This is a genomic window from Acinetobacter sp. LUNF3, from assembly GCF_022699605.1.
Taxonomy (GTDB): Bacteria; Pseudomonadota; Gammaproteobacteria; order Pseudomonadales; family Moraxellaceae; genus Acinetobacter; species Acinetobacter johnsonii.
Genome location: NZ_CP093968.1, coordinates 1,826,206 through 1,849,870, shown reverse-complemented (window position 1 = coordinate 1,849,870; position 23,665 = coordinate 1,826,206). Strand labels below are relative to the sequence as shown.

The 23,665-nt window shown below is 39.7% G+C and carries 24 protein-coding genes and 1 tRNA gene; 4 read left to right on the top strand and 21 right to left on the bottom strand.

The window, feature by feature from the left end; genetic code table 11:
• Positions 1-161: 161 nt before the first annotated feature.
• The 9 genes from ychF to MN200_RS08990 all read right to left on the bottom strand — a co-directional run bounded on the left by ychF (position 162) and on the right by MN200_RS08990 (position 9,653).
• A complete protein-coding gene (gene ychF / locus MN200_RS09030; RefSeq protein ID WP_004693442.1) occupies positions 162-1,253 on the bottom strand; it encodes a redox-regulated ATPase YchF in 1,092 nt (363 codons plus the stop codon).
• Between the two features lie 145 nt (positions 1,254-1,398).
• Positions 1,399-2,055 carry a haloacid dehalogenase type II gene (locus MN200_RS09025; RefSeq protein ID WP_242759221.1) on the bottom strand — a complete coding sequence of 219 codons (657 nt, stop codon included), beginning with the start codon at positions 2,053-2,055 and terminating at the stop codon, positions 1,399-1,401.
• Between the two features lie 310 nt (positions 2,056-2,365).
• Positions 2,366-3,025: a methionine ABC transporter permease gene (locus MN200_RS09020; protein ID WP_058869503.1), complete on the bottom strand. Its 660-nt coding sequence runs from the start codon at positions 3,023-3,025 to the stop codon at positions 2,366-2,368.
• Positions 3,006-4,076, bottom strand: coding sequence for an ATP-binding cassette domain-containing protein (locus MN200_RS09015; RefSeq protein ID WP_242759219.1), 1,071 nt, complete (start codon positions 4,074-4,076; stop codon positions 3,006-3,008). Before MN200_RS09015 ends, MN200_RS09020 begins: the two co-directional genes overlap by 20 nt.
• Before the next feature lie 11 nt (positions 4,077-4,087).
• Positions 4,088-4,924: a MetQ/NlpA family ABC transporter substrate-binding protein gene (locus tag MN200_RS09010; RefSeq protein ID WP_242759215.1), complete on the bottom strand. Its 837-nt coding sequence runs from the start codon at positions 4,922-4,924 to the stop codon at positions 4,088-4,090.
• A 9-nt stretch (positions 4,925-4,933) separates the two neighbouring features.
• A complete protein-coding gene (locus tag MN200_RS09005; protein WP_242759213.1) occupies positions 4,934-5,776 on the bottom strand; it encodes a MetQ/NlpA family ABC transporter substrate-binding protein in 843 nt (280 codons plus the stop codon).
• 22 nt (positions 5,777-5,798) lie between these two features.
• Entirely contained in the window at positions 5,799-7,217 is a 1,419-nt protein-coding gene (locus MN200_RS09000; RefSeq protein ID WP_242759210.1) for an LLM class flavin-dependent oxidoreductase, read from the bottom strand.
• Positions 7,217-8,440, bottom strand: a complete 1,224-nt coding sequence (locus MN200_RS08995) for an SfnB family sulfur acquisition oxidoreductase (protein ID WP_058869508.1) — start codon at positions 8,438-8,440, stop codon at positions 7,217-7,219. Before MN200_RS08995 ends, MN200_RS09000 begins: the two co-directional genes overlap by 1 nt.
• A 10-nt stretch (positions 8,441-8,450) precedes the next feature.
• Entirely contained in the window at positions 8,451-9,653 is a 1,203-nt protein-coding gene (locus tag MN200_RS08990; RefSeq protein ID WP_058869509.1) for an SfnB family sulfur acquisition oxidoreductase, read from the bottom strand.
• A 380-nt stretch (positions 9,654-10,033) separates the two neighbouring features.
• On the opposite strand from MN200_RS08990, the gene MN200_RS08985 reads away from it, so the two are divergent.
• From MN200_RS08985 to MN200_RS08975, 3 genes are all read left to right on the top strand, one after another.
• Entirely contained in the window at positions 10,034-10,798 is a 765-nt protein-coding gene (locus MN200_RS08985; protein ID WP_058869510.1) for a glutathione S-transferase family protein, read from the top strand.
• Between the two features lie 279 nt (positions 10,799-11,077).
• Positions 11,078-11,548, top strand: coding sequence for an Lrp/AsnC family transcriptional regulator (locus MN200_RS08980; RefSeq protein WP_004693423.1), 471 nt, complete (start codon positions 11,078-11,080; stop codon positions 11,546-11,548).
• A gap of 95 nt (positions 11,549-11,643) precedes the next feature.
• Positions 11,644-11,859, top strand: a complete 216-nt coding sequence (locus tag MN200_RS08975; protein ID WP_010326590.1) for a GrpB family protein — start codon at positions 11,644-11,646, stop codon at positions 11,857-11,859.
• A gap of 52 nt (positions 11,860-11,911) precedes the next feature.
• On the opposite strand, the gene MN200_RS08970 is transcribed toward MN200_RS08975, so the two are convergent.
• The 6 genes from MN200_RS08970 to MN200_RS08945 form a co-directional block, all read right to left on the bottom strand.
• Positions 11,912-12,661 (bottom strand): YebC/PmpR family DNA-binding transcriptional regulator, encoded by a 750-nt coding sequence (locus tag MN200_RS08970; protein WP_058869511.1) that lies wholly within the window; start codon positions 12,659-12,661, stop codon positions 11,912-11,914.
• Positions 12,662-12,922: 261 nt separating this feature from the next.
• Positions 12,923-13,495: a 1-acyl-sn-glycerol-3-phosphate acyltransferase gene (locus MN200_RS08965; RefSeq protein ID WP_058869548.1), complete on the bottom strand. Its 573-nt coding sequence runs from the start codon at positions 13,493-13,495 to the stop codon at positions 12,923-12,925.
• 1,130 nt (positions 13,496-14,625) lie between these two features.
• Positions 14,626-14,702: transfer RNA gene (locus tag MN200_RS08960), tRNA-Ile, on the bottom strand.
• A 385-nt stretch (positions 14,703-15,087) separates the two neighbouring features.
• Positions 15,088-15,708, bottom strand: coding sequence for a hypothetical protein (locus MN200_RS08955; RefSeq protein ID WP_058869512.1), 621 nt, complete (start codon positions 15,706-15,708; stop codon positions 15,088-15,090).
• 78 nt (positions 15,709-15,786) lie between these two features.
• Positions 15,787-16,269, bottom strand: a complete 483-nt coding sequence (locus tag MN200_RS08950) for a CinA family protein (RefSeq protein ID WP_242759207.1) — start codon at positions 16,267-16,269, stop codon at positions 15,787-15,789.
• Positions 16,270-16,313: 44 nt separating this feature from the next.
• Entirely contained in the window at positions 16,314-16,964 is a 651-nt protein-coding gene (locus MN200_RS08945; RefSeq protein ID WP_242759204.1) for a hypothetical protein, read from the bottom strand.
• 101 nt (positions 16,965-17,065) lie between these two features.
• Here MN200_RS08945 and ispF point away from each other — a divergent pair, with 101 nt between their 5' ends.
• Positions 17,066-17,554, top strand: a complete 489-nt coding sequence (gene ispF, locus MN200_RS08940) for a 2-C-methyl-D-erythritol 2,4-cyclodiphosphate synthase (RefSeq protein ID WP_086209254.1) — start codon at positions 17,066-17,068, stop codon at positions 17,552-17,554.
• Here the strand turns inward: ispF and MN200_RS08935 are convergent.
• The 6 genes from MN200_RS08935 to MN200_RS08910 form a co-directional block, all read right to left on the bottom strand.
• On the bottom strand, positions 17,542-18,066 hold the full coding sequence (locus MN200_RS08935) for a protein tyrosine phosphatase family protein (RefSeq protein WP_086209253.1): 525 nt from the start codon (positions 18,064-18,066) through the stop codon (positions 17,542-17,544). The genes ispF and MN200_RS08935 overlap by 13 nt on opposite strands.
• A gap of 56 nt (positions 18,067-18,122) precedes the next feature.
• Positions 18,123-19,214: a 3-deoxy-7-phosphoheptulonate synthase gene (locus tag MN200_RS08930; RefSeq protein WP_242759202.1), complete on the bottom strand. Its 1,092-nt coding sequence runs from the start codon at positions 19,212-19,214 to the stop codon at positions 18,123-18,125.
• A gap of 139 nt (positions 19,215-19,353) precedes the next feature.
• On the bottom strand, positions 19,354-20,250 hold the full coding sequence (locus MN200_RS08925) for a sulfite exporter TauE/SafE family protein (RefSeq protein ID WP_058869515.1): 897 nt from the start codon (positions 20,248-20,250) through the stop codon (positions 19,354-19,356).
• Between the two features lie 103 nt (positions 20,251-20,353).
• On the bottom strand, positions 20,354-20,836 hold the full coding sequence (locus tag MN200_RS08920; RefSeq protein WP_227509207.1) for a hypothetical protein: 483 nt from the start codon (positions 20,834-20,836) through the stop codon (positions 20,354-20,356).
• A gap of 322 nt (positions 20,837-21,158) precedes the next feature.
• Entirely contained in the window at positions 21,159-21,443 is a 285-nt protein-coding gene (locus MN200_RS08915; RefSeq protein WP_058869516.1) for a hypothetical protein, read from the bottom strand.
• On the bottom strand, positions 21,440-22,999 hold the full coding sequence (locus MN200_RS08910; RefSeq protein ID WP_058869517.1) for a PepSY-associated TM helix domain-containing protein: 1,560 nt from the start codon (positions 22,997-22,999) through the stop codon (positions 21,440-21,442). Before MN200_RS08910 ends, MN200_RS08915 begins: the two co-directional genes overlap by 4 nt.
• Positions 23,000-23,665 lie beyond the last annotated feature (666 nt).

The following is a 23,665-nucleotide window of genomic DNA, read 5'->3' as shown; positions in this document are numbered from 1 at the left end:
CTGTGATTAAATTAGCGATAATACGAAAGAATAGAAGTTATAATATTGTGTGAGATCCAAACGGATCAGGTGTTCATATGTTATTTAATGCTGTTTTTAAGCTTGGTTTAAGCTTATAAAAAAACCCGATGGGTATCGGGTTTTTTTATATTCGGAACGACTTATACGTTGAAGCGGAAGTGTAAAACATCACCGTCTTGAACGATGTAGGTTTTACCTTCTAAACGCCATTTACCTGCTTCTTTCGCACCTGCTTCACCGTTGTATTGAACGAAATCGTTATAAGCAACACATTCAGCACGGATAAAGCCTTTTTCGAAGTCAGTGTGGATCACACCCGCCGCTTGTGGTGCAGTTGCACCCACTTTAACGGTCCAAGCACGAACTTCTTGTACACCCGCCGTGAAGTAAGTCTGTAAACCTAAAAGACCATAGCCCGCGCGAATTACCACGTTTAGACCTGGTTCTTCCATGCCTAAAGCTTCAAGGAACTCAGCCCGGTCTTCATCTTCAAGCAGTGAAATTTCAGCTTCGATTTGGTTGCAAAGCGGAACGACGATTGCATTTTCTTCAGCTGCAAGTTTTTTCACAGCATCTAAATGCGGGTTGTTTTCAAAACCATCTTCAGCAACGTTCGCAATATACATGGTTGGTTTTAAAGTCATTAAACCAAAACCACGAACTAGTTTACGTTCGTCGTCGTCTAGGTCAGCTGCGCGAGCAGGTTTGCCTTCATCAAGTAAAGGTAAAATTTTGTCTAAAACCGCTTTGGTTGCGAGCGCTTCTTTGTCGCCACCTTTTGCAGATTTTGCTAAACGAGTCACTGCTTTTGTCACAGTTTCTAAGTCAGCAAGTGCAAGTTCCGTATTGATGGTTGCGATGTCATCAAGCGGGTCAATTTTACCGTTAACGTGAATGACGTTTTCATCTTCAAAACAGCGTACAACGTGAGCAATCGCATCCGTTTCACGGATGTTTGCAAGGAATTGGTTCCCCAAGCCTTCACCTTTAGATGCACCAGCAACTAAACCTGCGATGTCTACAAATTCCATCGTCGTTGGAATCACACGTTGAGGTTTTACAATCGCTGTTAATTTGTCTAAACGTGGATCTGGCACAGGAACGATGCCTGTGTTTGGTTCAATGGTACAGAATGGGAAGTTTTCAGCAGCAATAGCAGCTTTAGTCAATGCATTGAAAAGTGTAGATTTACCAACGTTCGGCAAGCCGACAATACCGCAATTAAAACCCATGAAATAACTCACAACGTGTTATATAAAAATTGCCAGTGATTTTACATGAAAGCCATGACAAAGTCAGGTGTCAGGGGAGAAGAATCAAATTTGTAAATCATGTTGTGAGCAGAACTTCCTCATTTAAGCCCTATGTACGAGCCTTTTAAGCCTTTTCTTTTAATAAAGAAACCAGATTTAAGAGGTCAGTTGCATGTAGATCATTGTCTATGCAAGGACTAGAGTCTTTCAATTGAGCTGCACCATACTCAAAGGGGCGTTCAATATAAGCTGTCAGAAGTCCACAGCTACGCGCTGCGGCAAGGTCATCTTGATGAGTGGCAACCATCATCACTTGACTCGGTACAACATTGAGTAAGTCTGCGACACCTAAATAGGTTTGGGGAGAAGGTTTGTAGGCTTTGAAATTTTCAGCAGAGAAAATAGTGTCCCAAGGCAATTTTGCGTACTTTGCGAGATCGATCAATAAGTGAATGTTGCCATTTGAAAGGGTGCAAATAATATAATCTTGTTTTAATTGATTGAGTGCTGCGACTGTATCTGGCCAAGGGTTGAGACGATGCCAAATAAAGTTTAAATCCATTTTTTGAGCTTCGGTCAGTGTGGAGATTTGATATTTCGCTAAAAGCTCATCCAAAATGAGACGGTGAATATCATCAATGGAGGTCCACGGCTGCTGACCTGACAAAACCTGATCCATTGCAGGTCGATAGCCTGCTCGCCAGTCTAATGCAAATTGGTTGGCATCGATGTTCAAGGCTAGATGTTCCACTTCTTGAACGATTGAATAATGCCAGTCCACGACAGTTCCAAAGATGTCGAAAGCGAGTACTTTAATTTTAGGAGGAATGATGCATATTGAGATGGTTATTCTTATTTAGGCTTGAGTATACGTTATAGCTTATTCATTTCTATCTGTATATTGAGAGCTATATTTTCTATGTGAATTTGAAAGAAAAACAATGTTGATTCAGTTGATTAGATTGCTGTCATAAAGCAAAGGTGATTATAACTGGGTAGTGAATTTCATACTGAAACACCCTCCTTAGAAAAAGGAGGGGCTAAAAAACTTAAGTGGACAGTATAGTGCTCTACTTTATGTGGAGATGGGATTAAACTTTCCTCTTATCGAGTTGAGTTGCCAGATTGTCTCCAATCGCTTGCACACACATCACCAAAATCACGAGCACGACAATCACGGCCAACATGATCTGCATATCAAAACGCTGATAACCATAACGATAGGCGATATCACCTAAACCTCCAGCACCAATTGCGCCTGCAATGGCAGAGGAGTTAATCATGGTCACAATGGTTACGGTAAAACCTGCGACAATTCCAGGAAGAGCTTCAGGTAACAATACATGCCAAATGATTTGAGTACGGTTACAGCCTATGGCTTGCGCAGCCTCAATCAACCCTTGATCCACTTCGCGTAAACTGACTTCTGCAATTCGTGCAAAAAAGGGTGTTGCTGCTAAGGTTAAAGGGACAACTGCTGCCCAAACACCATAACTGGTGCCTACAATCCAACGTGTGAGTGGAATCAGGGCCACCATCAAAATCAGGAAGGGAACGGAACGAGTGATATTTACCAACCAGCCTAAGCTATGGTTAATACTTTTGGAAGGATAAATGCCATGCTCAGAGGTGCTGACTAGAACTACTGCCATTGGCAGACCAATGAGTAAGGCAAAAAATGCGGATGCACCGACCATGATTAAGGTGTCGATGGTGCCTGTCAGTAATAAATCAATGAGTTGGTCGTGCATAGCCCAGTACCTCTACATGTGTCACATGCGCTTTTAGTTTTTGTAGTAGCGATTGAATTTCTAAGTCCTGTGTACGAACAGCAATAACCAATGTTCCAATTAAATGGTTTTGGATGGTGTCGACCTGACTTTGATATAAATGCACAGTTTGTGGAAAGTGCTCCAAAATCTTTTTTAAGTCAGGTGGATGATGCGCATCTGACGTCGAGCGAATTTTGAAAATGGCGTGTGTATCGAGCTGCGTAGGTTCAGCATTTAAGCGAAAAGGCAAATCGAGTTGTTCTAGATTCAGTAGTTCTTGGGTAATGTCTTGCTGGGGTTGTGAGAACACCGACCAAACTTCGCCTGATTCCACAATTTCACCAGCATCGATGACCACGACCTGATCGCAGATTTCCCGAATCACTTGCATTTCATGGGTAATCAATACAATGGTGATACCCAGCTTTTGATTAATCTCTTTGAGTAGGGACAACACTACAGAGGTACTTTCTGGATCGAGAGCAGATGTCGCTTCATCACAGAGCAAAATTTCAGGATGGTGAACCAATGCACGGGCAATGCCGACACGCTGCTTTTGACCGCCAGACAGTTGTGATGGGTAATGCTGTGCCTTATCACTCAGCCCGACCAACTGTAAAACCTCGTTGACACGTTGTTCGATGTCTTGTTTGGGATAATTGGCCACTTTGAGGGGCAGTGCGACATTTTCATAGACTGTTTTGGCAGACATTAGATTAAAATGCTGGAAAATCATGCCAATGTGTTGGCGGAGCTGAATCAGCTCAGCGTGGTTCAATGCGGCCAAGTCTTGCTGATGGATATGAATATGACCTTCACTGATACGTTCTAAACCATTTAAGGTGCGGATCAGGGAGGATTTACCTGCACCACTTTTGCCAATAATGCCAAACACTTTTCCTGTCGGGATGTCGAGGTCAATATTTTTGAGTGCATGTACAGTATGCCCTTGTACCGCATAGTGCTTGTTTAAGTTACGAATTTTGATATGTGGAATTGAAAAATCCACATGAGAACCAAAGCTGACCATTCTTTTTCTCCTTATTTCCAGCCTTCAAACCACAGACCTTGGCCAAAATCACGGTCTAAAATTTCTGGAACGTGTTTTGAGTTTTGGAATGCTTGAACAAAGGTCGCAAGTTTTTGGTTTTGGTCTGGGTAGTCTTTGCGTGTCACAAATAAGATGGCGTATTTCTTGTCTATCGGATCAAGAAAAAGGGCATGATGCGGATCTGTGACTTTGGCCATTTTTAAATAATGTGGGAAGCCAAAAATTAAATCAGCATCATTAAACGCATGAGCAGTTTGTGGGCCTTCGACTTCAATAAACTGAAGCTGTTTAGGATTGCTCACAATATCTTTTACAGTAGACAGTTCATTGTTAATGTCTTTGAGCTGAATCAAACCTGCACGATGCAGTAAAATTAGGGCGCGTGCCGAATTCACTGGATCATTGGGGATGACCACACGTGCTTGAGCTGGTAGTGCATCTAAGGACTTATATTTTTTTGAATACAGTCCGACATGACTTCCTGTTCCTGTGGCGAATGCATGCAGATCATAATTTGTTTCGCGTATTGCATTGCGTAGAAAGACACTTTGCTGAAAAAAGTTGGCATCAATGTCACCATTTTGCACAGCAACATTCGGTGCATGCCAGTCCGAGAATTCAACCAGTTTGACCTGAATGCCTTGTTTCTTTACCTCATCTGCCACGCTTTGCAGCAGTTCGGCATAAGGTGGGCTAATACCAATCGTTAAGACATCATCTTGTGAATAGCTTTTGCTATAGCGGTAACCCGCTAGAGCAAAAATTGCCACGATGACGCTTAAGCCAATCAGCCATTTTTTTCGATTTTGAGTGAAAGATTGCGTCATGGCTTATACTCACTTCCAACCAGGGAACCAAAGTTTTTCACCAATTTCACTATTCAAAGTCTGTTTAACTTTGTCTGATGTTTGATAAATCTTGATGAACTTTTCAAGTTGCGCGGCTTTCTCTGGATGTTTCTGTTGGTAGTCGTCACGCACCACAAATAAAATCGAATACAGGGTATTGGTGTTGTCATCTAAGATCAGCGCATCATTTGGGTCGATGGTTTTTGCAAGACGTAAATAATGTGGATAGCTAAAGACCAAGTCAGCATCATCAACGGCACGCGCAGTTTGTGGACCTTCAACTTCAATAAACTGCAGCTTTTTAGGATTGCTGACAATATCTTGCAGGTTCGATAGATGATTGTTTGGGTCTTTTAAGCTAATCAATTTAGCCTGTTGTAACAGTAAAAGCGCACGACCTTGATTCACTGGATCATTTGGAATAACTGTACGTGCATTTTCAGGAATCGCATCAATCGAGTCATATTTTTTTGAATATAAACCGACGTGTGTGGTGACGCCTTTATCCAGTGCTTTCAGTTTAAATTGAGTTTCTTTGATAGCGTTATCTAAGAAGGGCTGATGCTGAAAATAGTTGGCATCAATATCACCATGGTTGAGCGTGATATTGGGGGTATTCCAATCCGAAAACTCGACCAGTTTGACGTTGATGCCTTGCTGTTTTGCTTCTTCCACAGCCACCTTTAAGGGATTGGCAAAGGGTGGGCTGATACCAATCACCAGTTCAGTGTTGCTCGATTTTTTATGATAAGACCAAGCCACTAGTGCAATGACGATAGCGGCGACAATTACCCCAATAACGGTAAATTTTGTTTTTGCAGTTTGAGCCATGATATTTCTCGTATTTTAAAATTTATGCGGTTTGTTTTTGCTGTGTTTTAGGATGAAGGCTCGAGCTTTGACATCGATACTGCTGTACTGGGTGGTCTGCGGCTAGTCGGTCACCTTGAGCGAATAATTTGTGGCGTAAACTACCTGTTTCATAGGCGGTTTTATAACGGCCACGCTCTTGTAATTCTGGGATGACCCAACGAATAAAGTCTTGATGTGACTCTAGGGCGACTGTTCGTGTGAGATTAAAGCCATCTACGCCAGTTTCATCTAAGAGCTGAATGAGTTTTTCTGCTACAGTTTTTCCACTCCCGACGATCAGTGGATAGCGTCCACCGAGTACATGCTGGGCTTTCAAATCAGCTCGCGTAACTTTTTGCTCTTTAAATTTGTGATTGACCGAGGCAATGCTATTGGTTTGTTTGTAAGGAATCGCTTCATCATCTGTGAACTGTGCCAAGTCAATTCCGACTGAACTTGAAAAATGCGCCAAACCAGCTTCTGGACTGGCATAGCGAATATATTCGGCCAGTTTTTCTTGTGCGAGTTCATCCGTTTCTGCAGTCACTACACTAATGCCGACAAAGAGTTTAATGGCTTGCTCATCACGACCATGGCTTAATGCAAGCGCACGAATCTTATCGACTTGCTGTTTCAGTTTTTCAGGCGTGTCAGCACCAATAAACATGGCTTCAGCATGCTGAGTTGCGAAAGCTAAGCCTTTACTTGAAGCGCCCGCTTGATAAAGTACAGGCGTCCGCTGAATAGATGGAGAAACTTGAAAAACGCCCTGGCTTTGGAAAAATTTGCCTTGATGCTGTATGGCGTGAACTTTTGAAGGGTCGGTAAAGACACGGTTTAACTTATCTTTTTGGACGGCATCGTCTTCCCAAGAACCTTCCCAAAATTTATAGCAAAGTTCGAGAAACTCTTCAGCTTGCTCATAACGTAAGTCGTGATCTTTTAAACCTTTTTGACCAATTAATCGTTCTGCGCTGTCTAAGTAACCCGTGACAATGTTCCAACCAATACGACCGTGGGTTAAATGGTCAAGGCTTGCAAAGCGCCGTGCAAACTGATAAGGCGACTCATAGCTCAAGTTCACAGTGACGCCAAACCCTAAGTGCTGTGTAACGGCAGCCATTGCAGAAACGAGTGTACTTGGGTCATGGCTTGGAAGTTGAATTGACTCTTTTAGGGTTAAATCCAGACCATTTTGATAAACATCGTAGACACCCGTAATGTCGGCGATAAACAAACCATCAAATAAACCTTGCTCTAAAGTTTGCGCCAAATCGGTCCAATAGCTGAGCTCATTAAAACGATGCGACTCATCGCGTGGGTGTGTCCACAAACCATGATTGATATGACCTACGCTATTCATATCAAAGGCATTCAGGATGATTTGTTTCGTGTTTTTATTTTGAGATGATAGTGTCATTACAATGTCCCTCTGCGTGGCGGAAGTACACCGTTAAGAAGATAATTGGCAATGAAGTAATATTTCCAACGTGACGCATCATGTAGCGTGTGAACACGGGCATTACGCCAAAAACGGTCTAGGCCATCTTCACGCTGACTACCACGACTGCCTGCCAGTTCAATCAATTTCGAAGCGGCTTTTAATGCGGTTTCTGTGCTATGTGCACGAACTTTCGCTACATCGAGAGAAGCTTTTGCAATGTTCTCTATGGTTGGTTGGGGACGTGCTGCATCGATTGAACGAGCCGCTTGTTTGAGTAGGACTTCACTGGCACGCACATCGGCAACCACGCGTCCTAGTTCAAACTGTGTTAAAGGGTCATCAGTTGCCTGTTCAACAGCAGAGTCAATCCATGGCCGAGCCTGACGCACACGAACCAGTGTTTCCTCAAAAGCAGCACGCGCGATACCCGTTTCAATTGCAGCATGCATAATTTGCGCAAAAGGCCCAACCAGAGTCGGTCTAGAAAAAGCGGTATCGAAAAGAACAATATCTTCTGCATCTACAGCAACATGATTGAATTTGACTGTACCGCTGCCTGTGGTGCGTTGACCAAAACCAGACCAATCATCTATCAGTTCGAGTCCTTGGCTACTCCGTGGGATAAAGACAAGAAACTCTTTGTCATCGGCATCTTTGACTAAAGTGGGGATGCGGTCTGCAAACAGACTGCCTGTGCAATAAAACTTTTCACCATTGACCACATAGCCTTGTTCAGTTTGGCTGAGTGCAGTTTGTTTTTGTGTTGCGTTTTTAGTTTTAAACTCTGCCAAGGCATTACCAAAACGTGCACCTTTTAGCACTTCTGCATAGAGTTTACGCTTTTGTTGTTCAGTGCCGTTGTTACGTAAAACCTCTAAGGCATAGAAATGGTTCTGGGGAATTTGTCCAATCGAACCATCTACGCCACTCATTAGTGCGATAATTTGCGCGACCGTATAGCTTGAAACATCTGCACCTCCGAATTCCTTCGGTACAGTAATCGCCCAGAGCCCAGATTGGCTATAGGCTTCAATTTCCTCAAAAGGCAAAATTCGTTCAGCATCGCGTTGGATAGCCTGCTGTTTAAACTCCTCAGCCAAATTTTTGGCAATTTCTAAGGCTTCAGCATCACTTTGAATAATATGTGCATACGCCGTGTCTTGGGATTGAAGAGGAAGAATGGGTTGAAATGAAGTCATGATGCTCTCCTTAAATCCAAGCGTGGCGGGCAGGGAAAGTATTATTTAAATAGTAGTTACCCAGTGCATGCAGCTTCCAGCGGATCGGGTCGTGTAAGGTATGTACGCGTGCATTGCGCCAATGTTGATCTAAGTTATGTTGGCTTAGGCTCGAACGACTCCCACCAAGCTCTAGGAGTTTTTCAGAAATTTGTAGTGCAGCATCATTGGCATAGACCTTGGCTTCGGCGACTAAAATGGAGGCTTGAGCTGCTTGTTCCGCACTGACAACGCTCAGTTGGTCAAGTTCATCTAAATATTCGGCTGCTTCGTCGAGCAGTAGGATAGCGGCATCCAGCAGCACTGCAGATTTGCCGACTTCTTGTAAGGTGTAATGTTCAAAACTGGCTTTCTCAACCTGCGCATCGACAATCGGTCGGGCTTTTTTAACCGCTGACAATGTGTCTTCAAACGCAGCTTCTGCAATACCCACATCAATCGCGACTTGCATTAGCTGAGAGAAGGCACCGCGATAAGTAACGTCCTCAGCTAGTTTCCGCTCATCAAAGATAAGGAGTGGATCGACTTCAACCCGTTGTAATTTTACTGTGCCACTTGAGGTTGTACGCTGACCAAAACCGTTCCAGTTATCAATGACTTCGACACCTTGTGCTGTGACATCAATAAGCGTCAGTACCACATAACCTTCAGGGTGAATGGCTTTAATGGCTAACCAATGGGCAAAGCTACTGCCTGTAGAATAGAACTTTTCACCATCGACATAGTAACGACCATTTTCAATGCTTAATGTCGTATTTAATGTTTTAGTGTCTTTGGTATTTCGTTCGGGGCCACCATTGGCAAGGCGTTTGCCGTTTAATATTTCATTAAAAATAAACTGTTTTTGTTGTTCGCTACCTAAAATATCAATCATGTTGAGTAGCGCAATTTGGTTTTGTGGAATTTGACCGACACTTGAGTCGGCTTTATTAATAATGCGAAAAACCTGAGCTAAAGTTTTATTGGAAACAAATGCGCCTCCAAAAGCTTGAGGAATACGAATACCGCCTAAGCCTTTTTTGCTGAATAATTCGATTTCAGCAAATGGAAGCTGACGGTTCTGATCACGTTGATCTCGACCTTCTAAGGCAAAGTCAGCGACATGATAGGCTGCATTAATCGCATCCTGATCATTTTGTATCACGTGAATATTTTTAGAGAGAGTATGAGACATAAAAGCACCTTTACTTAATCTCTATACGCTACTTGGGATTGTTTGAATGATTAAATGAAGGATTTTGAATTGCTTAGCAGCTAAAAAGTTAAAAATAAAATGTGCTAAGTTTAATCATTTGATGAATATTCTAAATATTTGAAAAATATAAAATATGTATTTTAGTTACAGTCTAAGCAAGGTCGTTAAATTTTTACTTATTCAGATTTGAGATATTGTAGAGAAAAATACGTATAAATTTGATAAAGGCTGTTGAACATTTTCTGGGCAGTTTTGGGTAAAAAGTACATTGTAAATCTTAAATACAGTGACTAAAGTATCCAACTGAAATAGATGGCTTTGCTAAAAAGCCAAAATAGAAAAATAAGTGTGGAGCATTTATGAGAACTTTATACCAGTTTCCTTTATCTCATTTTTGTGAGAAAGCTCGCTGGTTGCTCGATCATAAAGAGCTAGATTTTGTCGCGCAAAATGTAGTGCCTGGGGTTCATCGGGCGTTTGCGCAGTTAAAGACAGGGCAGAATAAATTGCCTATTTTACGTGATCAAGACAAATGGGTCGCAGATACCACCGAGATTGCGTTATATCTGGATGAGCGTTATCCAGAACATCGACTGTTACGTAATGAAGCACAGCTTCGTAAAGAGGCTTTAGATGTTAATGCGTTAGCCAATGACTTGGGATTGCATGTGCGTCGTTGGGGATTGGCACATGCATTGTCCGATAACGATCAATCGTTACAGATTATGTTGGGCGAAAAGGGGTATTTACGTAAATTTGAAAAATACACCAAACCTTTAATGAAAACATTGATGTCGAAAGGCTATGAGTTGAATGCAGAGAAAATAGAGCATTCCAAAGCTGAAATGCAGCGTTTAATTGAAGTATTGAATGAGAAGTTAATTGCTAATCATGGACGTTACTTTGTCGGGGATCGTTTAGGTTTGGCCGATATTGCTGTGTGTTCGATGTTGGCGCCTGTGCTGGAAATTAAAGGGACACCTTGGGAAAAAGACCATGAGGAAAGTCTATCTGAAGAATTTAGTACTTATAAAACCTATTTAACCAATTTACCCTTGGGGCAGTATGTTTTAAGAGTCTATCAAACCGAGCGCAATGCTCGAGTCGACTGGCGCGGCGTTTAAAATAAGCTTAAGCCAAACAAGGCAAAGGTGATGTGTGACACAGACAGCCTTTGCCTTTCTTGTATTTTCAATATCATGATTTATATAAGCTAAATAGAAATTTTCTCAGTTGATTTGCAACTTTGTAAAAGATCATGGCACTCTTTGTTTGAAAAAGCTGATATCTTTTTATCAATCTCAAAATATATGAGAAAAAATGCAAATAAGCTTTATCTTTCATTTGAAATGCTTAATATAAAATAAACACCTATAAACATAAGTTGTCATGAGAGTTAAATAATGGAATTAGATCGTTTTGATAAGCAAATTTTAGAAATTTTAAGTAATGAAGATATCAATCTAAACGAATTATCAGAGCGTATTAATCTATCGGTCAGTTCAGTACATCGTCGTATTAAGCACCTCATTGATAACGACATTATGACCAAAGTTAAGCGTGATATTAACTATCAAAAGCTCGGTTTTAGTCTACATGTTTTACTCCAAGTATCTTTGAGCAAGCACGATACCGACACTTTTTCCAAGTTTTTAGAAGAGCTAGAAAATATTCCTGAAGTGACCAATGCCTTTTTAGTGACAGGGCAGTCGGCAGACTTTATCGTTGAAGTTGTGGCAAGAGATATGGAAAACTATAGTGATATTTTACTCAAACGCATTGGTAAAATCGAACATGTGGTGGCACTGCACTCAAGCTTTGTGATTAAAGAATATAACGTTTTTAACTGTAGTGGTTTGTTGAGCAAAGTCTAAGTCACGCTAAACTTGTATGAGTCTAATGAGTATTAGGCTTCCTACTTTCAAAAGTTTGCATATTATCAGCGACAATAAGAGTACATCAGCTGTGTATGTTAGAGGTGCTACAGCAGGATGATGTTACTATTCAATTGGTCGTGAAAAACGCTCGGTGGCAAAGTTTTCTGATATTTCGTGATCGTTTGTTGGAAAATCAAAAATTAGTGACGGCGTATAACCAATTAAAACAAGACAGCCAATACTTAACGATGGATGAATATCGATCTAAAAAAGCAAAATTTATTGAAAGTGTATTCAATCAGCCATAAAAAATGCGCTCTCAAAGTTATGTTTGAGAACGCATTTTTATAAAGCAGTAGATTAGGCGTCTAATTCTGCCAACACCGCATCAGAGAATTCAACGTTGGTATATACGTTTTGTACATCATCTAAATCTTCAAGCATATCAATCATTTTCATAATCTTTTTCGCTTGGTCGATATCAGAAATTTCAGCTTTTGTTGAAGGGCTCATGACCACTTCAGCATTGTCCGATTTTAAACCTGCAGCAGTTAAAGCATCTTGTACATCACCAAAAGATTCAGGTGTAGTAATGACTAAGATTTCATCTTCATCGACTTCGATATCTTCAGCACCTGCTTCAAGTGCCACGTCCATGATTTTATCTTCTAAAGACACATCTTCAAAAGTGATCTCGCCACGTTTTGTGAACAAGAAAGCAACTGAACCGTTTGTGCCTAAGTTACCATCTGTTTTTGAGAAACAGTGACGGACATCTGGTACAGTACGGTTTAAGTTGTCAGTCATAGTTTCTACAATAACTGCAACTCCACCAACACCATAACCTTCGTAGGTAATTTCTTTTAAATCATCGTTATCCTCACCACCAGCACCACGTTGGATTGCACGGTTGATGACGTCACGTGTCATATTTACAGAAAGTGCTTTTTCTACAACCGCACGAAGACGTGGGTTGCTTGCAGCATCACCACCGCCAAGCTTTGCAGCAGTTGTTAATTCACGAATAAATTTGGTAAAAAGTTTACCACGGCTAGCATCTTGTTTTGCTTTACGATGCTTAATATTGGCCCACTTGGAATGACCCGCCATGAGAAATATGCTCCTTGTAGATTGGCTTTGTGCCTATCAAATTGTGCAAATTCTACCATAAGCACTTTTTTATGCGAAAGTAGGTGTTTTTCTGAAATCTGCCTGAACAAACAAAAAAGAATTAAAATTGTTTGAAATAAAGCCAGTTATTTCAAATTTACCTTGTAAAGGAAGTTCACTTTAAAAATTAACTGTTGGGAAACACTCACAGAGGCCTAAAAGAATAGTGTCTTCACATTCTTTTAGGCTAATTAAACGACCTTATTGTGCAGCAGTTTTAGGTTCTGGAATCTCAATATCTAAACCAACATGCTCTTTATAAAGTGCTTTAATAAGTGCTAAGTCATGATCTAGATCTGTTGGGTAGATTTTTCCAAAAATACCGCCTTGCTTAGTTTTTGAGTTCGCGTACATCAGTACAATAGGGACATTTGCTGCTTTAGCAATGTGCCAAAACCCAGTACGAATAGGTTTACGTACTTCACCTGTTTTGGCACGTGTCGCTTCAGGCGCAATGACTAAATTGAATTTTTTATTTTGGGTAAAGTGCTCAACCATTTGAGACACAATGTCTTTATTTGACTTACGATCGACCGCGATGCCACCAATGGCTTCGAGTATGGGCTTCATTGGCCCTTTAAATAATTCTTTTTTAATCAGAGTATGGATTTTCATATCGTAGATTTGAAAAATCGCCAGTGACAAGACAGCATCCAACATAGAAGTATGTTCAAAACCAATAATGACTTGCTTATCTTCCAAAACGTTTGGTTGTACATGATATTTCCAGCCTGCGAGTTTAAACACAGACTCACCAATGAATTTTTTTAACATGAGCATAAAAATACAAGTGTTTTTTAAAGAGGGTAATGTCTGCTTGTTTACGCTTTGAGTCAAGTCCTACTTGATTGCACTTGCTACTTTTATGAATCGTTTTGAATCCTCATCAGTTGAACAAGGAGAGGGCAAGAATTGAATACTAAGATGTTTTAAATCTAATCAAATAGAAAATAAATATGCTGAAAATGAAAATACCACTATTCATAATCTAAATGACAGATTAGACTTTGGTCTAAGATTAAAGTGTGCATTTTCACACTTTAACTTTGGTTTAACAAAGCTCAGGATTGTTAAAATGGCTTATCTTTCGACTTTTTTATGGGCATTTGTCCTTTTCGGTTTGGTTGTTCTGTGGTCGGTTGTTGAATTTTTCATTGAGTTTCGTAAGAAAAAGGAAATCAGTATTTAGTGGTAATAATGGGCTTTGTTGCACAAAGATTTCATAACTATATGATTTTAAAAGTTTTGATTATTTTTTGATCCAAAATTAAATTTATTTAAATCAGATGCTTACATATTTATGCAACAAAGCCGTAATAATGTATAAATGCACTGATTTTTGATGCTAGCTATAAATAGCTTGATTGACTTAAAAATTTAATTTTCAATCATCTATAATCGTTAATAGCTCTTATTCTAAATGAGATACTTTGTTAGAGCATCATGTTTGGATGCTTAAAATTTATACTTACTAGTCATATATAGCGTGTTGGATGTTATGTTCACAGTTATTCAATGCTTAACTTAGCCATATTTTTGTGAGTAGTGAGGCTAAGTGATTACAGTATAGGTTTCTGTAGGAGGGTATAGAAACAATGGGGCACGATCAGTCATGATGGCTTGACTCATATCATTTGAATCTATAGCTGCAAGTTTAGGCAAAGAATTTGTTACAGTTATCATAGAAAATGCCTGAAAATAAGATTTGACAGGAAAATCTAAAGCAAAGATAAATTAGGTCGTGATTCTGAGAATGATGAAGATTAGAAAGGATTGCTTAAATGAAAATTTCGAATCTTTTTTTAAATAAGCAGAAACGACTAATACTTGAATTCAAAATGTTTATATAAAAATAGCCAATAAAAAACCACCTAGGATTAATGCACCTAAGTGGTTGTTTTATATGGTGGGCCCACACAGACTTGAACTGTGGACCAACGGATTATGAGTCCGCTGCTCTAACCAACTGAGCTATAGGCCCTAATATCTTGAATTTGTTATATATCAACAAGTTCAAGCGAAATGAATACTAGCGAAGATTTTTTAAAAAAACAAGCTTTTTCATACTTGGTTGTACAGTATCCCAACAATTAGAAGATTTGAATATTAATACGTAAGTAATTTAGAAAATGATGAGTTTTCAATGTTGTTGAATTAATTTATGCATCTAGCAAGTGGTGCTACTAAATTGTTTCGGTCAATACATCAAGTGGAACTAAGTATAGACATTCCTAATTCTGTGCAAATGCAGATTATATAGGCTCTGACCCGCAATAACTAGCAATAGAAAGGATATAGGGGGCTTTGGCCAAAATCTAATGCCCTCAGACAAAAGGCTCTACTTTCATAATTTTAGACCTTATTTTTTATCGGGTGAGAAGTACAGGGTCTTCAATGTTATAACCTGTTTCAAAAGGAATCCCGAGATATTGAACTGTCACCAGTGCTTTTTGTTGATGAGGAACTTTATAAGTTTGTGAAATGCGCAGCCCATTTTTATAGTCCACTGCCTTGTGTACGGGACTTTTCAAATTGCTGTATTTCACTTGATATTGATAGCTAAATTTCAGGATGGAGAGTTTAGGATCATACCAAGAAGGTTCTTTTGAAGCCTTTTTACTGATGACTTGAATTTTAACCTGCTTTGGCGGAATCGGCGTTAAAGCTTTGAGTCGTTTTTTTATTTTTGCAATGTCACGGTCAAACTTCTGACTGTCTTGATCATAGTCAATTTTTTGAGTTTTTGGATTGATATATAAAGATTTCACTTCAATCAGTTTGGAGGGGGTTTTGCTGTTGAGTTGATAATAATACAATTGTGGCAAACGACCCCGACCATCTAAGTAATGTCGCATCACATATATTTTTTGATCAGCTTGGTCGAGTCCTAAAACTTCAATATTTTGTGGTCCCCCTACAGTTGCAAAACTGTGGCTTGAAAAAAGTAAGGTGCTGAAAAGTAAAGGAGGGATTATTTTCATCATCATGAGGCGCTTCACATTTTTATTGATTATGGTTCAGTTTAAAGGCTCTAAATGTAGAAAAATCAAATTTAGTGTAAAGATTTAAGTATTTTGAACACGTTGAATGACCATTTGAGCTACGTTTTTCGTAAGTTGATCAAGTCGCTCGAGCGCACTGCCCAGTAGTAAATAATGGTAAGTGCTTAAAGTGTTTTGATAATGAATGGCAATGTAAAAGGTGCCTTCAGGTTTCTCAGGCGTCGCACTTCCACCAGGTTTGAGTAGCCCCGTACACGAGACAATAATATCGGCATGACGAAATAGTCGATGACCCTGAAGCGCCATAGCCTCAGTGACTTCACTCGACTCCGCTGTAAATTGTTGAATAAGTGCAGGATCAATCTTTAAAATTTCATATTTGATACTGGGATCGTAACTGACCAGTCCACCGAGTAAAATGTCAGCTCCGCTATGTTTATAAATCGAAAACTGGCTGGACAAATAACCAGAACTGGCACTTTCGATAAAGGCGATGGTCAATTTTTTCTGTTCTAGGAGGTTGCAGCATTGTACTAATATTTGCACGTTTTTAACCTCCTGATGTTCATTAGGTTGATCTATTTGGTAGCCTAGTCATAAACACGATACACACCAACAAAACGATTACATGCTTTGTTTTCACTTTTTACAGAAAGAATGGCTTTTTGAAAGTTGAACTGATAATGGCAGTTGTTTTCATTGTCCGTGATGTTTTGTTTCTGATCTGGTGTAGTGTAGGCCAAAAATGAAATGGTTTGGGTTTCTATGCGGTTATTGGGGCTACGATATGCAATACCTTCGATCTTAATTTTATCTTTAGACAGTTGATGAACTTGCAGATGCACAGGTTGCTTAGCAATCGTCCCATGTTCAAACTTTAAATAGTGTTGGGTCAAACTTTGATTAAGTGAAGTATAGAAATTCAGATCATCAATTCGAAAATCCATCTGCTGTTGATAGCAATCTAAGGATTTGCACTGTTGTAGACGGTTCAACCATAGCTGTTGGGTATCGACTAATAAACGCTGTGGGGCATCACTGATTAAAAAAGCAGTCATGGATTGCGTGTCTAATTTGTGCCGAATGTCTTTGAATTGATCACCACAGATCTTTTTAAGACCAGACGATGAAGGAGCGTCACAGTCAATGACTTGAGCATAACTAAAGCTGGTACAAAGACAACTTAGACACACTAAAATACTAAATTTTTTCATAAGTTTTATGTCGGTTTCCAACAGCATGATCGCTTATACTTTCACTATGTTGCGCTGCTTGTAACTATAGCGAAAGAGAAAGCGTGAATACAAGATTTCAATCATTTATTTCTTAAAGGAAACTGAGCATGGTTGCACATATTCGAATTGGACAGGGGCTGGATGTACATGCTTTTGAAGAGGGTGAGTTTGTCACGTTGGCTGGGATTCAGATTCCACATACACACGGTTTGAAAGCACATTCAGATGGTGATGTTGTTTTGCATGCTTTAACAGATGCATTATTGGGTGCGTTGGCTTTGGGGGATATTGGTCAACACTTTCCAGATACAGACCCTCGTTTTAAGGGAGCAGACAGTCGTGTATTGCTTAAACATGTCTATCAGCTTATTTTAGACCGTGGCTATCAATTAAATAATGCTGATATTACCGTAGCATGTGAACGTCCGAAGTTAGCGCCGCATAATCTGGCAATGCGTCAAAGTATTGCAGACCTTCTTGATGTCGAAGTTACGCAGATTAGTATCAAAGCAACGACCACAGAGAAACTCGGTTTCACGGGTCGTCAAGAAGGTATTTTATCTACTGCAACAGTGTTGATTTCTCATGCAAAATGATCAGGGTTGATCATCGCAAGTTTTAACTCTTGTGTTGCTTTACGGCCTTGAAGTTGTAAAGCAACAGCATGTGCTAAACCTGTCCATGTGTCATTGGGTTCCCAAATTTGATGCATGGCCTCATGGGCTGTCGGCATATCCATATTCATATAATACTGACGATATAAATACATTAAACTGCTGACGCTGTAGTTCTTCGAACAGTGTACCCAAATGGTTTGTTCTTGAACTAAATGATCAATCATATCTAAGATCAATAAACATTGATCATCAGAAGGCATGTCCGACGAAATAGGTACATGTATATAGTTCAGCCCTAAATCTAAGCAAATTTGATCTTCACTGGGCAAATGATTACTGGCATTACTGAGCGCAAGATTGATCACAGTATTTACACCATACTCTTTAATTTGCTTTAACTGTTCTGCAGTTGGTTGTCCAGAAGTCAGTAAATGCTCGTGGATGAATTGAAAATTCAGGGTTTGGCTTAAGTGAGTTTCAATAGCGTTCATAATTTTTTCTTAATCATAGAATGAAAAACGCCATCCGAAGATGGCGTTTTTTAAACTTATCGGTTTGGTAAAACGTCTTTAAGTGCTTCGTGCATCTCTAGTAATACCTTTTCTGTGGTATCCCAGTCAATACAACCATCGGTTACAGACTTACCATATTCGAGGTCGCATAAGTTTTCAGGAATTTCTTGACGTCCACCTTTAAGGTGACTTTCAACCATAATGCCAATAATAGACTTATTACCATCAAGGATTTGTTCTGTAATATTTTTCAGAACAAGCGGTTGGAGGAATGGGTCTTTGTTTGAGTTTGCATGACTGGTGTCAATCATGATTTTCGTACTGACTTTAGCTTTAGCCAATGCTGCTTCAGCATCTGCTACAGAACCTGCGTCGTAGTTTGGCTTGCCGTTACCGCCACGAAGCACTACGTGTGCGTATGGGTTACCTGAAGTACGAATTACAGAAACTTGTCCTTGGTTGTTTAGGCCTAAGAAGTGGTGTCCATGTTTAACAGACTGCATTGCATTCGTTGCAACAGTTAAACCACCGTCTGTACCATTTTTGAAACCTACAGGTGAAGATAAACCTGAAGACATTTCACGGTGTGTTTGGCTTTCAGTGGTACGTGCACCAATCGCTGACCAAGAGATTAAATCTTGATAGTATTGTGGTGAGTTTGGATCAAGTGCCTCAGTTGCACACGGTAAACCTTTTTCATTTAACTCAACCAGAAGCTTACGACCAATTCGTAACCCTTTTTCAATGTTAAATGAGTCATTCATGTCTGGGTCATTAATGAGACCTTTCCAACCCACAGTGGTACGTGGTTTTTCAAAATAAACACGCATTACGACATAGATTGAGTCTTTAATTTTATCGCTTAAAACTTTTAAACGGTCTGCGTATTCGTGAGCAGCGACAGGATCATGAATTGAACATGGGCCAATCACCACAAAAATGCGTTTGTCTTTACCATCTAAAATATTGCGAATTGTTTCACGACCGTGAAGTACAGTTTGATATGCAGACTCAGTGAGAGGCAATTCAGTTTTTAATTCCGCTGGGGTAACTAGCGGATGAATGCTTTGTAAATTCACGTCATCGATGTCGTTTTGGGTAATAGAGTTTGACTGTAGAGTATTCATTGCCGTCACTGGTTCGATCGTATTAAGTTGCTTTATAAGCTGAATATAACACGGTTTAGCTGATAAAAGGTTATAAAAAAGTCGAATGAATCTTTGAAAAAAAAGTGATGAATCTTAGGTTTATTTTAAATCAGAATGCCTACACTGAGGCATTCTTAACTGTTGAAATTTGAATGACTTGAGCGGTTTCAGCTGGCTTCACTGGTTTGACTTTGATCGGATTCAACATGAAGTTGACACCCAGCGCAAACAGAGTAATACCCAACACTTTACGGATGATTTTTTCAGGAAGGCGTGAACTAATCAGTGTTCCAATAATAATTGCTGGAATTGAACCGACCAATAACCACATAAGGAGGTGGAAGTCCACGTTGCCTGAAGTCATGTGACCCATACCTGCAACGAAAGTAAGTAGTACCGCATGCACAACGTCAGAACCAATAATACGAATCATTGGTAGGTTGGGGAACATAATGACCAAAGCCATGATTCCAAAAGCACCAGCACCGACTGATGATAGTGTCACGAAGACCCCAAGAATTACACCCATCATCACAATGTACTTACGTTTATTGCTGGTTTGAAGTTGAACTTTTTCTAAGTCTTCGGTCATGTCTGGGAGTTCATCTTTACGTAATTTGTTGAAAAATTTTTCAATTTGATTACGGAAGACAATTGATAAACCTGTAATGGTCAACATGAAGCCTAAAACTATGGTGAGCACGGCTTTGTAGTGGGTAGACTGGCTCAAATAGTTGTCGAGTACCCAGTGCGTTGCAAAGGAAGCAGGAATACTACCAATTGCAAGCCAAAGCACAATCGGCCACACAATATTTAGTTTTTTGGCATGTACAAATGAACCACAAAATTTTGAAATTGCGGCATAGAGCAAGTCTGTACCAATGGCAATGTGAGGTTCAATTCTGAAAAGGCTGATGAGGATCGGCGTCATTAATGAACCACCACCTACACCAGTAATTCCCACACAAAAACCGACTAAAACACCTGCGAGAATAAATTCGAGTGGACCAAACATTGTTATATGCCAAAATATCAAAAAACGTGCATATCTTATGACGTTTTTATATAAGTCGTTGTCTTGATTGTTGATTTACTTATTCTAAAAAGAGATATAGGAGTTATTGTTTGAGCTGTATACGTGCTTTTATTTTTAAGCCTACAATTGTCAGCAACCACCATAGATTGAGACTTATGAGTGTTCGTAGAACATAAAGAGGGGCTAGCTGATGCTTTTTCCATTGCTCAAAATTCGCTGCGGTCGAGCCATAGGTCATATCTAATTGCTGCTGAGGTGGATCAACTAATGTGATCTGTTGAATAAACACCTCCTTTTTGGTGTTTTTTAGATTCCAAAAAATACGCTCTAAATAGTAAACCTCGACCTGCTTTGCCGTAAATTGGTGACGATGTGATGACTGGTCACATAGTGTTTGAACAGGTTCTCCCATCAATGTGCAGTTTGCGATCCATAAATGATGCTGTTGTTTAAATTTCAACGCGCTGATTCGTCCTTTACCGACTTCAACGGTGAATTCATCAAAGGTTTTACTCTGAATCTGAGTGCGGATCCAGCTGTTCGGGAAACAAATAAATACAAGCAAATTGAAAATGAGGGAAATAAAAAGTGTCCAGCCAAAATGATGCTTCGACCAACTGCAGAGCTGTTGAAAGGGGGGGATGATTTCTTGTTGTAACCAATCTAAAGCTGAACGTAATGTTTGTCCCGTGAAAAGAGGTTTAAAAGTGTTTATTATTGAGCGTGTTATAACTAAAAAATCACGATGCTTCAACTTAAATGATTTTGATTAGGCTCTAAAATTCTGTTGTAATGGCTCTGGTTCATATATTTACATACACCTTTATATTTGGCTCATGAACCAAATATAAAGGCATGTGAGTTGAAGTGTAAGTGATTATTTAGATTTAGTTTTTTTTTGGTTTTAAGTCATTGATGCTTAAAATCAGTATAAAAAGTATCGGGGTTGCAAATACAAATAAACTGACACTACCCACACCGCGGCCTGTGAATTGAGTCAATAAAATTAATGTCGCGGTCAGTACACCAAAAGCCAGATATCGGCAGATTTGATAATGTTCTGCACACTTGGCCCAACGTGACTTTTGAGTTTTTGGACGCTGCTTATCGCTCACTAGAAATAACACATAGCACGCGAAACTGATGAGAAGTCCTGCAATCAGGTAGATCATGAATTGGGCTCCTGAACTGTAGGGTTGGCATATTTTTTCTGAATTTTTTGTACTGCTTTTTGTTGAATGGGCTGGATTTTTTGATGTAAGAAAAAAGCCAATATCGCAAGGATGATGATCATAAGATCAACTCGCAAAAATAACCAATATTCATGTAAGTCATGTACATATTGGTGGCTGATTAAATAATAAAGGTTGAAAATAGGCAAAGATACAGCCAGTAAAATGAAGGCCTTCAGTTGAGTTTTCCAAAGGTGTTGCTGTGGAGTGAGCAATCCAATGGCTAAACTGAGTAACCAAGTGCCGAAAAATACGTAAATTTCGTAGTTGCGTTGACCAGCTTCTAACTGAAGTAAACGGTTTGCACAAAGATAACTGAGCATAGCAATCGGTAAGCCAATGATGGCAGCCGTATTTAGGCGGTTAACTACATAATGTCCAAAGTGCAAACTTTGTTTCTTATTTTGTAGCTGACGTTTTAAGCTCCAGAGTAAAAGCCCAGACGCAATCATGGCACAGCCTAAAAGCCCTGAGAAAAATAACGTAAAGCGTAATAGAGGCTGCGCAAAGTGTGCCATATGTAAACCATAGACTCCATTATTGAGCGTGGCGATTGCACTATTATTTCGAGTGTCTCCGAGCAGGGCACCAGATTCGCCGTTAAAGCTGAGTTGGGCTTGGTTTCGCGTGATGCTTCGGTCAGTTGACTCAACCAAGTTCACTTGAGCGATATTGGTATTGGGGTGTTTGACCGTAATATTGCCAATTTCTGTTTTACCCCAACGCTGCTCAGATTGTTGTATGAAGTATTCAATTGGTCGCATCGTAGCAGGTGTCGGTTTAGCCTCAGAGCTGATGCTAATATTTCTAATTTCATCAAAATATTGGAACGGTTGCTCTGGGTAAAGTTTCTTCATGCCATTGGGAAGAATGAGATAAAAGAAAATGGCTAAACCAGTGAATGTAATGGTCAGAAAAAAGGGTAAAGCAATGACAGAGGTAACATTGTGAAAGTCTAGATACGAGCGTTGACCCTTGAAGGCTCTAAGGATAAAGAATTCGGTGAATATCTTTTTGTGTGTGATGACGCCTGAAATGAGGATGATCAACATTAAGAAGGCCGCAATAGTGACTAAAAGCCTACCGATAAAATAGGGCACACCATACAGCTGATAGTGAAAGCCATAGAAAAACTCACCGCCTTGAGTTGCAGATAAGGTGACTTCTTTACCTGTGTTCGCATCCAAAGTCTTATTTTCGTAGCCACCATCGGCCTTTTGCCAGTAGATTTTATTAACAGGTGAACTCGGACTAGCTACGCCGATATACCAACTTTGCGCATCTGTGGCATTTTTTTGTAAATATTGATATGCCGAGTTCATCGCAGTGTCTTGTTTGACCTGCATGGTGGCAAATTGAGGTTGCATCCACAAATTTATTTCATGACGGTAATAGGTCGCAGCACCTGTTAAAAAAATGGCAAATAATAACCATCCCAGTGTTAGTCCAAGCCAAGAGTGTAGCCATGCCATTGATTGGCGAACAGATTTTTGCATGGTTTAACCTACGAACTTCAGCAATAGAAAAAAGCAAAGGGAAAGCGAAATGGTTGAAGCGCTTAACTTTTTCAGGGATTGAACACAAAAGCTCAAAATGACAAAAATGATAAAGAAAATAAGAGATAGAAAAGCCGCCAAATAAATGGATTCTGCTTTAGCTAATTGAGGGTAAAAACTGAGTGTAAGCAGTTCTGATAACATGAATGTACATATATAGCCTAAGCCAAATGCGATCAAAAACCGGAACATAACGGTTATAGGGTATTTAAGCTGACTTAGGGGCATAAAGATCACATGAATGAAGTCATAAAGGGAGGCTTAACGTTACGTTGTACTCACTAAGCATTGAACCTAAATTTAATATTTAAGCAAAACATAATCATCTCTATTGTGCGTATAAGCAATCGACGTAGCCAAAATACTGGTATTAGGCAGCGTAAGTTGAGCAACAGAGTATATATGAATTAACGATAATGATTCTCAATAATTTTATGTTCTAATAGGCATCTTATGCAATATTTAAATGATCGAAAATTGAAATTAACCCGACTTTTTTCGTGTTCTTTAGATGTATCAAATAAGTCATTCATTTTTTATCTGCAGCATAAATAGAAAGAGCCGATCAATACCCATCCCAAAAGACGCTATGTTATGATGCATGGG

What these genes read in the sequence shown, in the direction of transcription:
- ychF (WP_004693442.1), bottom strand. Translation starts at nt 1,253, where the DNA reads ATGGGTTTTAATTGCGGTATTGTCGGCTTGCCGAACGTTGGTAAATCT.
- MN200_RS09020 (WP_058869503.1), bottom strand. Translation starts at nt 3,025, where the DNA reads ATGCACGACCAACTCATTGATTTATTACTGACAGGCACCATCGACACC.
- MN200_RS09015 (WP_242759219.1), bottom strand. Translation starts at nt 4,076, where the DNA reads ATGGTCAGCTTTGGTTCTCATGTGGATTTTTCAATTCCACATATCAAA.
- MN200_RS09010 (WP_242759215.1), bottom strand. Translation starts at nt 4,924, where the DNA reads ATGACGCAATCTTTCACTCAAAATCGAAAAAAATGGCTGATTGGCTTA.
- MN200_RS09005 (WP_242759213.1), bottom strand. Translation starts at nt 5,776, where the DNA reads ATGGCTCAAACTGCAAAAACAAAATTTACCGTTATTGGGGTAATTGTC.
- MN200_RS09000 (WP_242759210.1), bottom strand. Translation starts at nt 7,217, where the DNA reads ATGACACTATCATCTCAAAATAAAAACACGAAACAAATCATCCTGAAT.
- MN200_RS08995 (WP_058869508.1), bottom strand. Translation starts at nt 8,440, where the DNA reads ATGACTTCATTTCAACCCATTCTTCCTCTTCAATCCCAAGACACGGCG.
- MN200_RS08990 (WP_058869509.1), bottom strand. Translation starts at nt 9,653, where the DNA reads ATGTCTCATACTCTCTCTAAAAATATTCACGTGATACAAAATGATCAG.
- MN200_RS08985 (WP_058869510.1), top strand. Translation starts at nt 10,034, where the DNA reads ATGAGAACTTTATACCAGTTTCCTTTATCTCATTTTTGTGAGAAAGCT.
- MN200_RS08980 (WP_004693423.1), top strand. Translation starts at nt 11,078, where the DNA reads ATGGAATTAGATCGTTTTGATAAGCAAATTTTAGAAATTTTAAGTAAT.
- MN200_RS08975 (WP_010326590.1), top strand. Translation starts at nt 11,644, where the DNA reads ATGTTAGAGGTGCTACAGCAGGATGATGTTACTATTCAATTGGTCGTG.
- MN200_RS08970 (WP_058869511.1), bottom strand. Translation starts at nt 12,661, where the DNA reads ATGGCGGGTCATTCCAAGTGGGCCAATATTAAGCATCGTAAAGCAAAA.
- MN200_RS08965 (WP_058869548.1), bottom strand. Translation starts at nt 13,495, where the DNA reads ATGTTAAAAAAATTCATTGGTGAGTCTGTGTTTAAACTCGCAGGCTGG.
- MN200_RS08955 (WP_058869512.1), bottom strand. Translation starts at nt 15,708, where the DNA reads ATGATGATGAAAATAATCCCTCCTTTACTTTTCAGCACCTTACTTTTT.
- MN200_RS08945 (WP_242759204.1), bottom strand. Translation starts at nt 16,964, where the DNA reads ATGCTGTTGGAAACCGACATAAAACTTATGAAAAAATTTAGTATTTTA.
- ispF (WP_086209254.1), top strand. Translation starts at nt 17,066, where the DNA reads ATGGTTGCACATATTCGAATTGGACAGGGGCTGGATGTACATGCTTTT.
- MN200_RS08935 (WP_086209253.1), bottom strand. Translation starts at nt 18,066, where the DNA reads ATGAACGCTATTGAAACTCACTTAAGCCAAACCCTGAATTTTCAATTC.
- MN200_RS08930 (WP_242759202.1), bottom strand. Translation starts at nt 19,214, where the DNA reads ATGAATACTCTACAGTCAAACTCTATTACCCAAAACGACATCGATGAC.
- MN200_RS08925 (WP_058869515.1), bottom strand. Translation starts at nt 20,250, where the DNA reads ATGTTTGGTCCACTCGAATTTATTCTCGCAGGTGTTTTAGTCGGTTTT.
- MN200_RS08915 (WP_058869516.1), bottom strand. Translation starts at nt 21,443, where the DNA reads ATGATCTACCTGATTGCAGGACTTCTCATCAGTTTCGCGTGCTATGTG.
- MN200_RS08910 (WP_058869517.1), bottom strand. Translation starts at nt 22,999, where the DNA reads ATGCAAAAATCTGTTCGCCAATCAATGGCATGGCTACACTCTTGGCTT.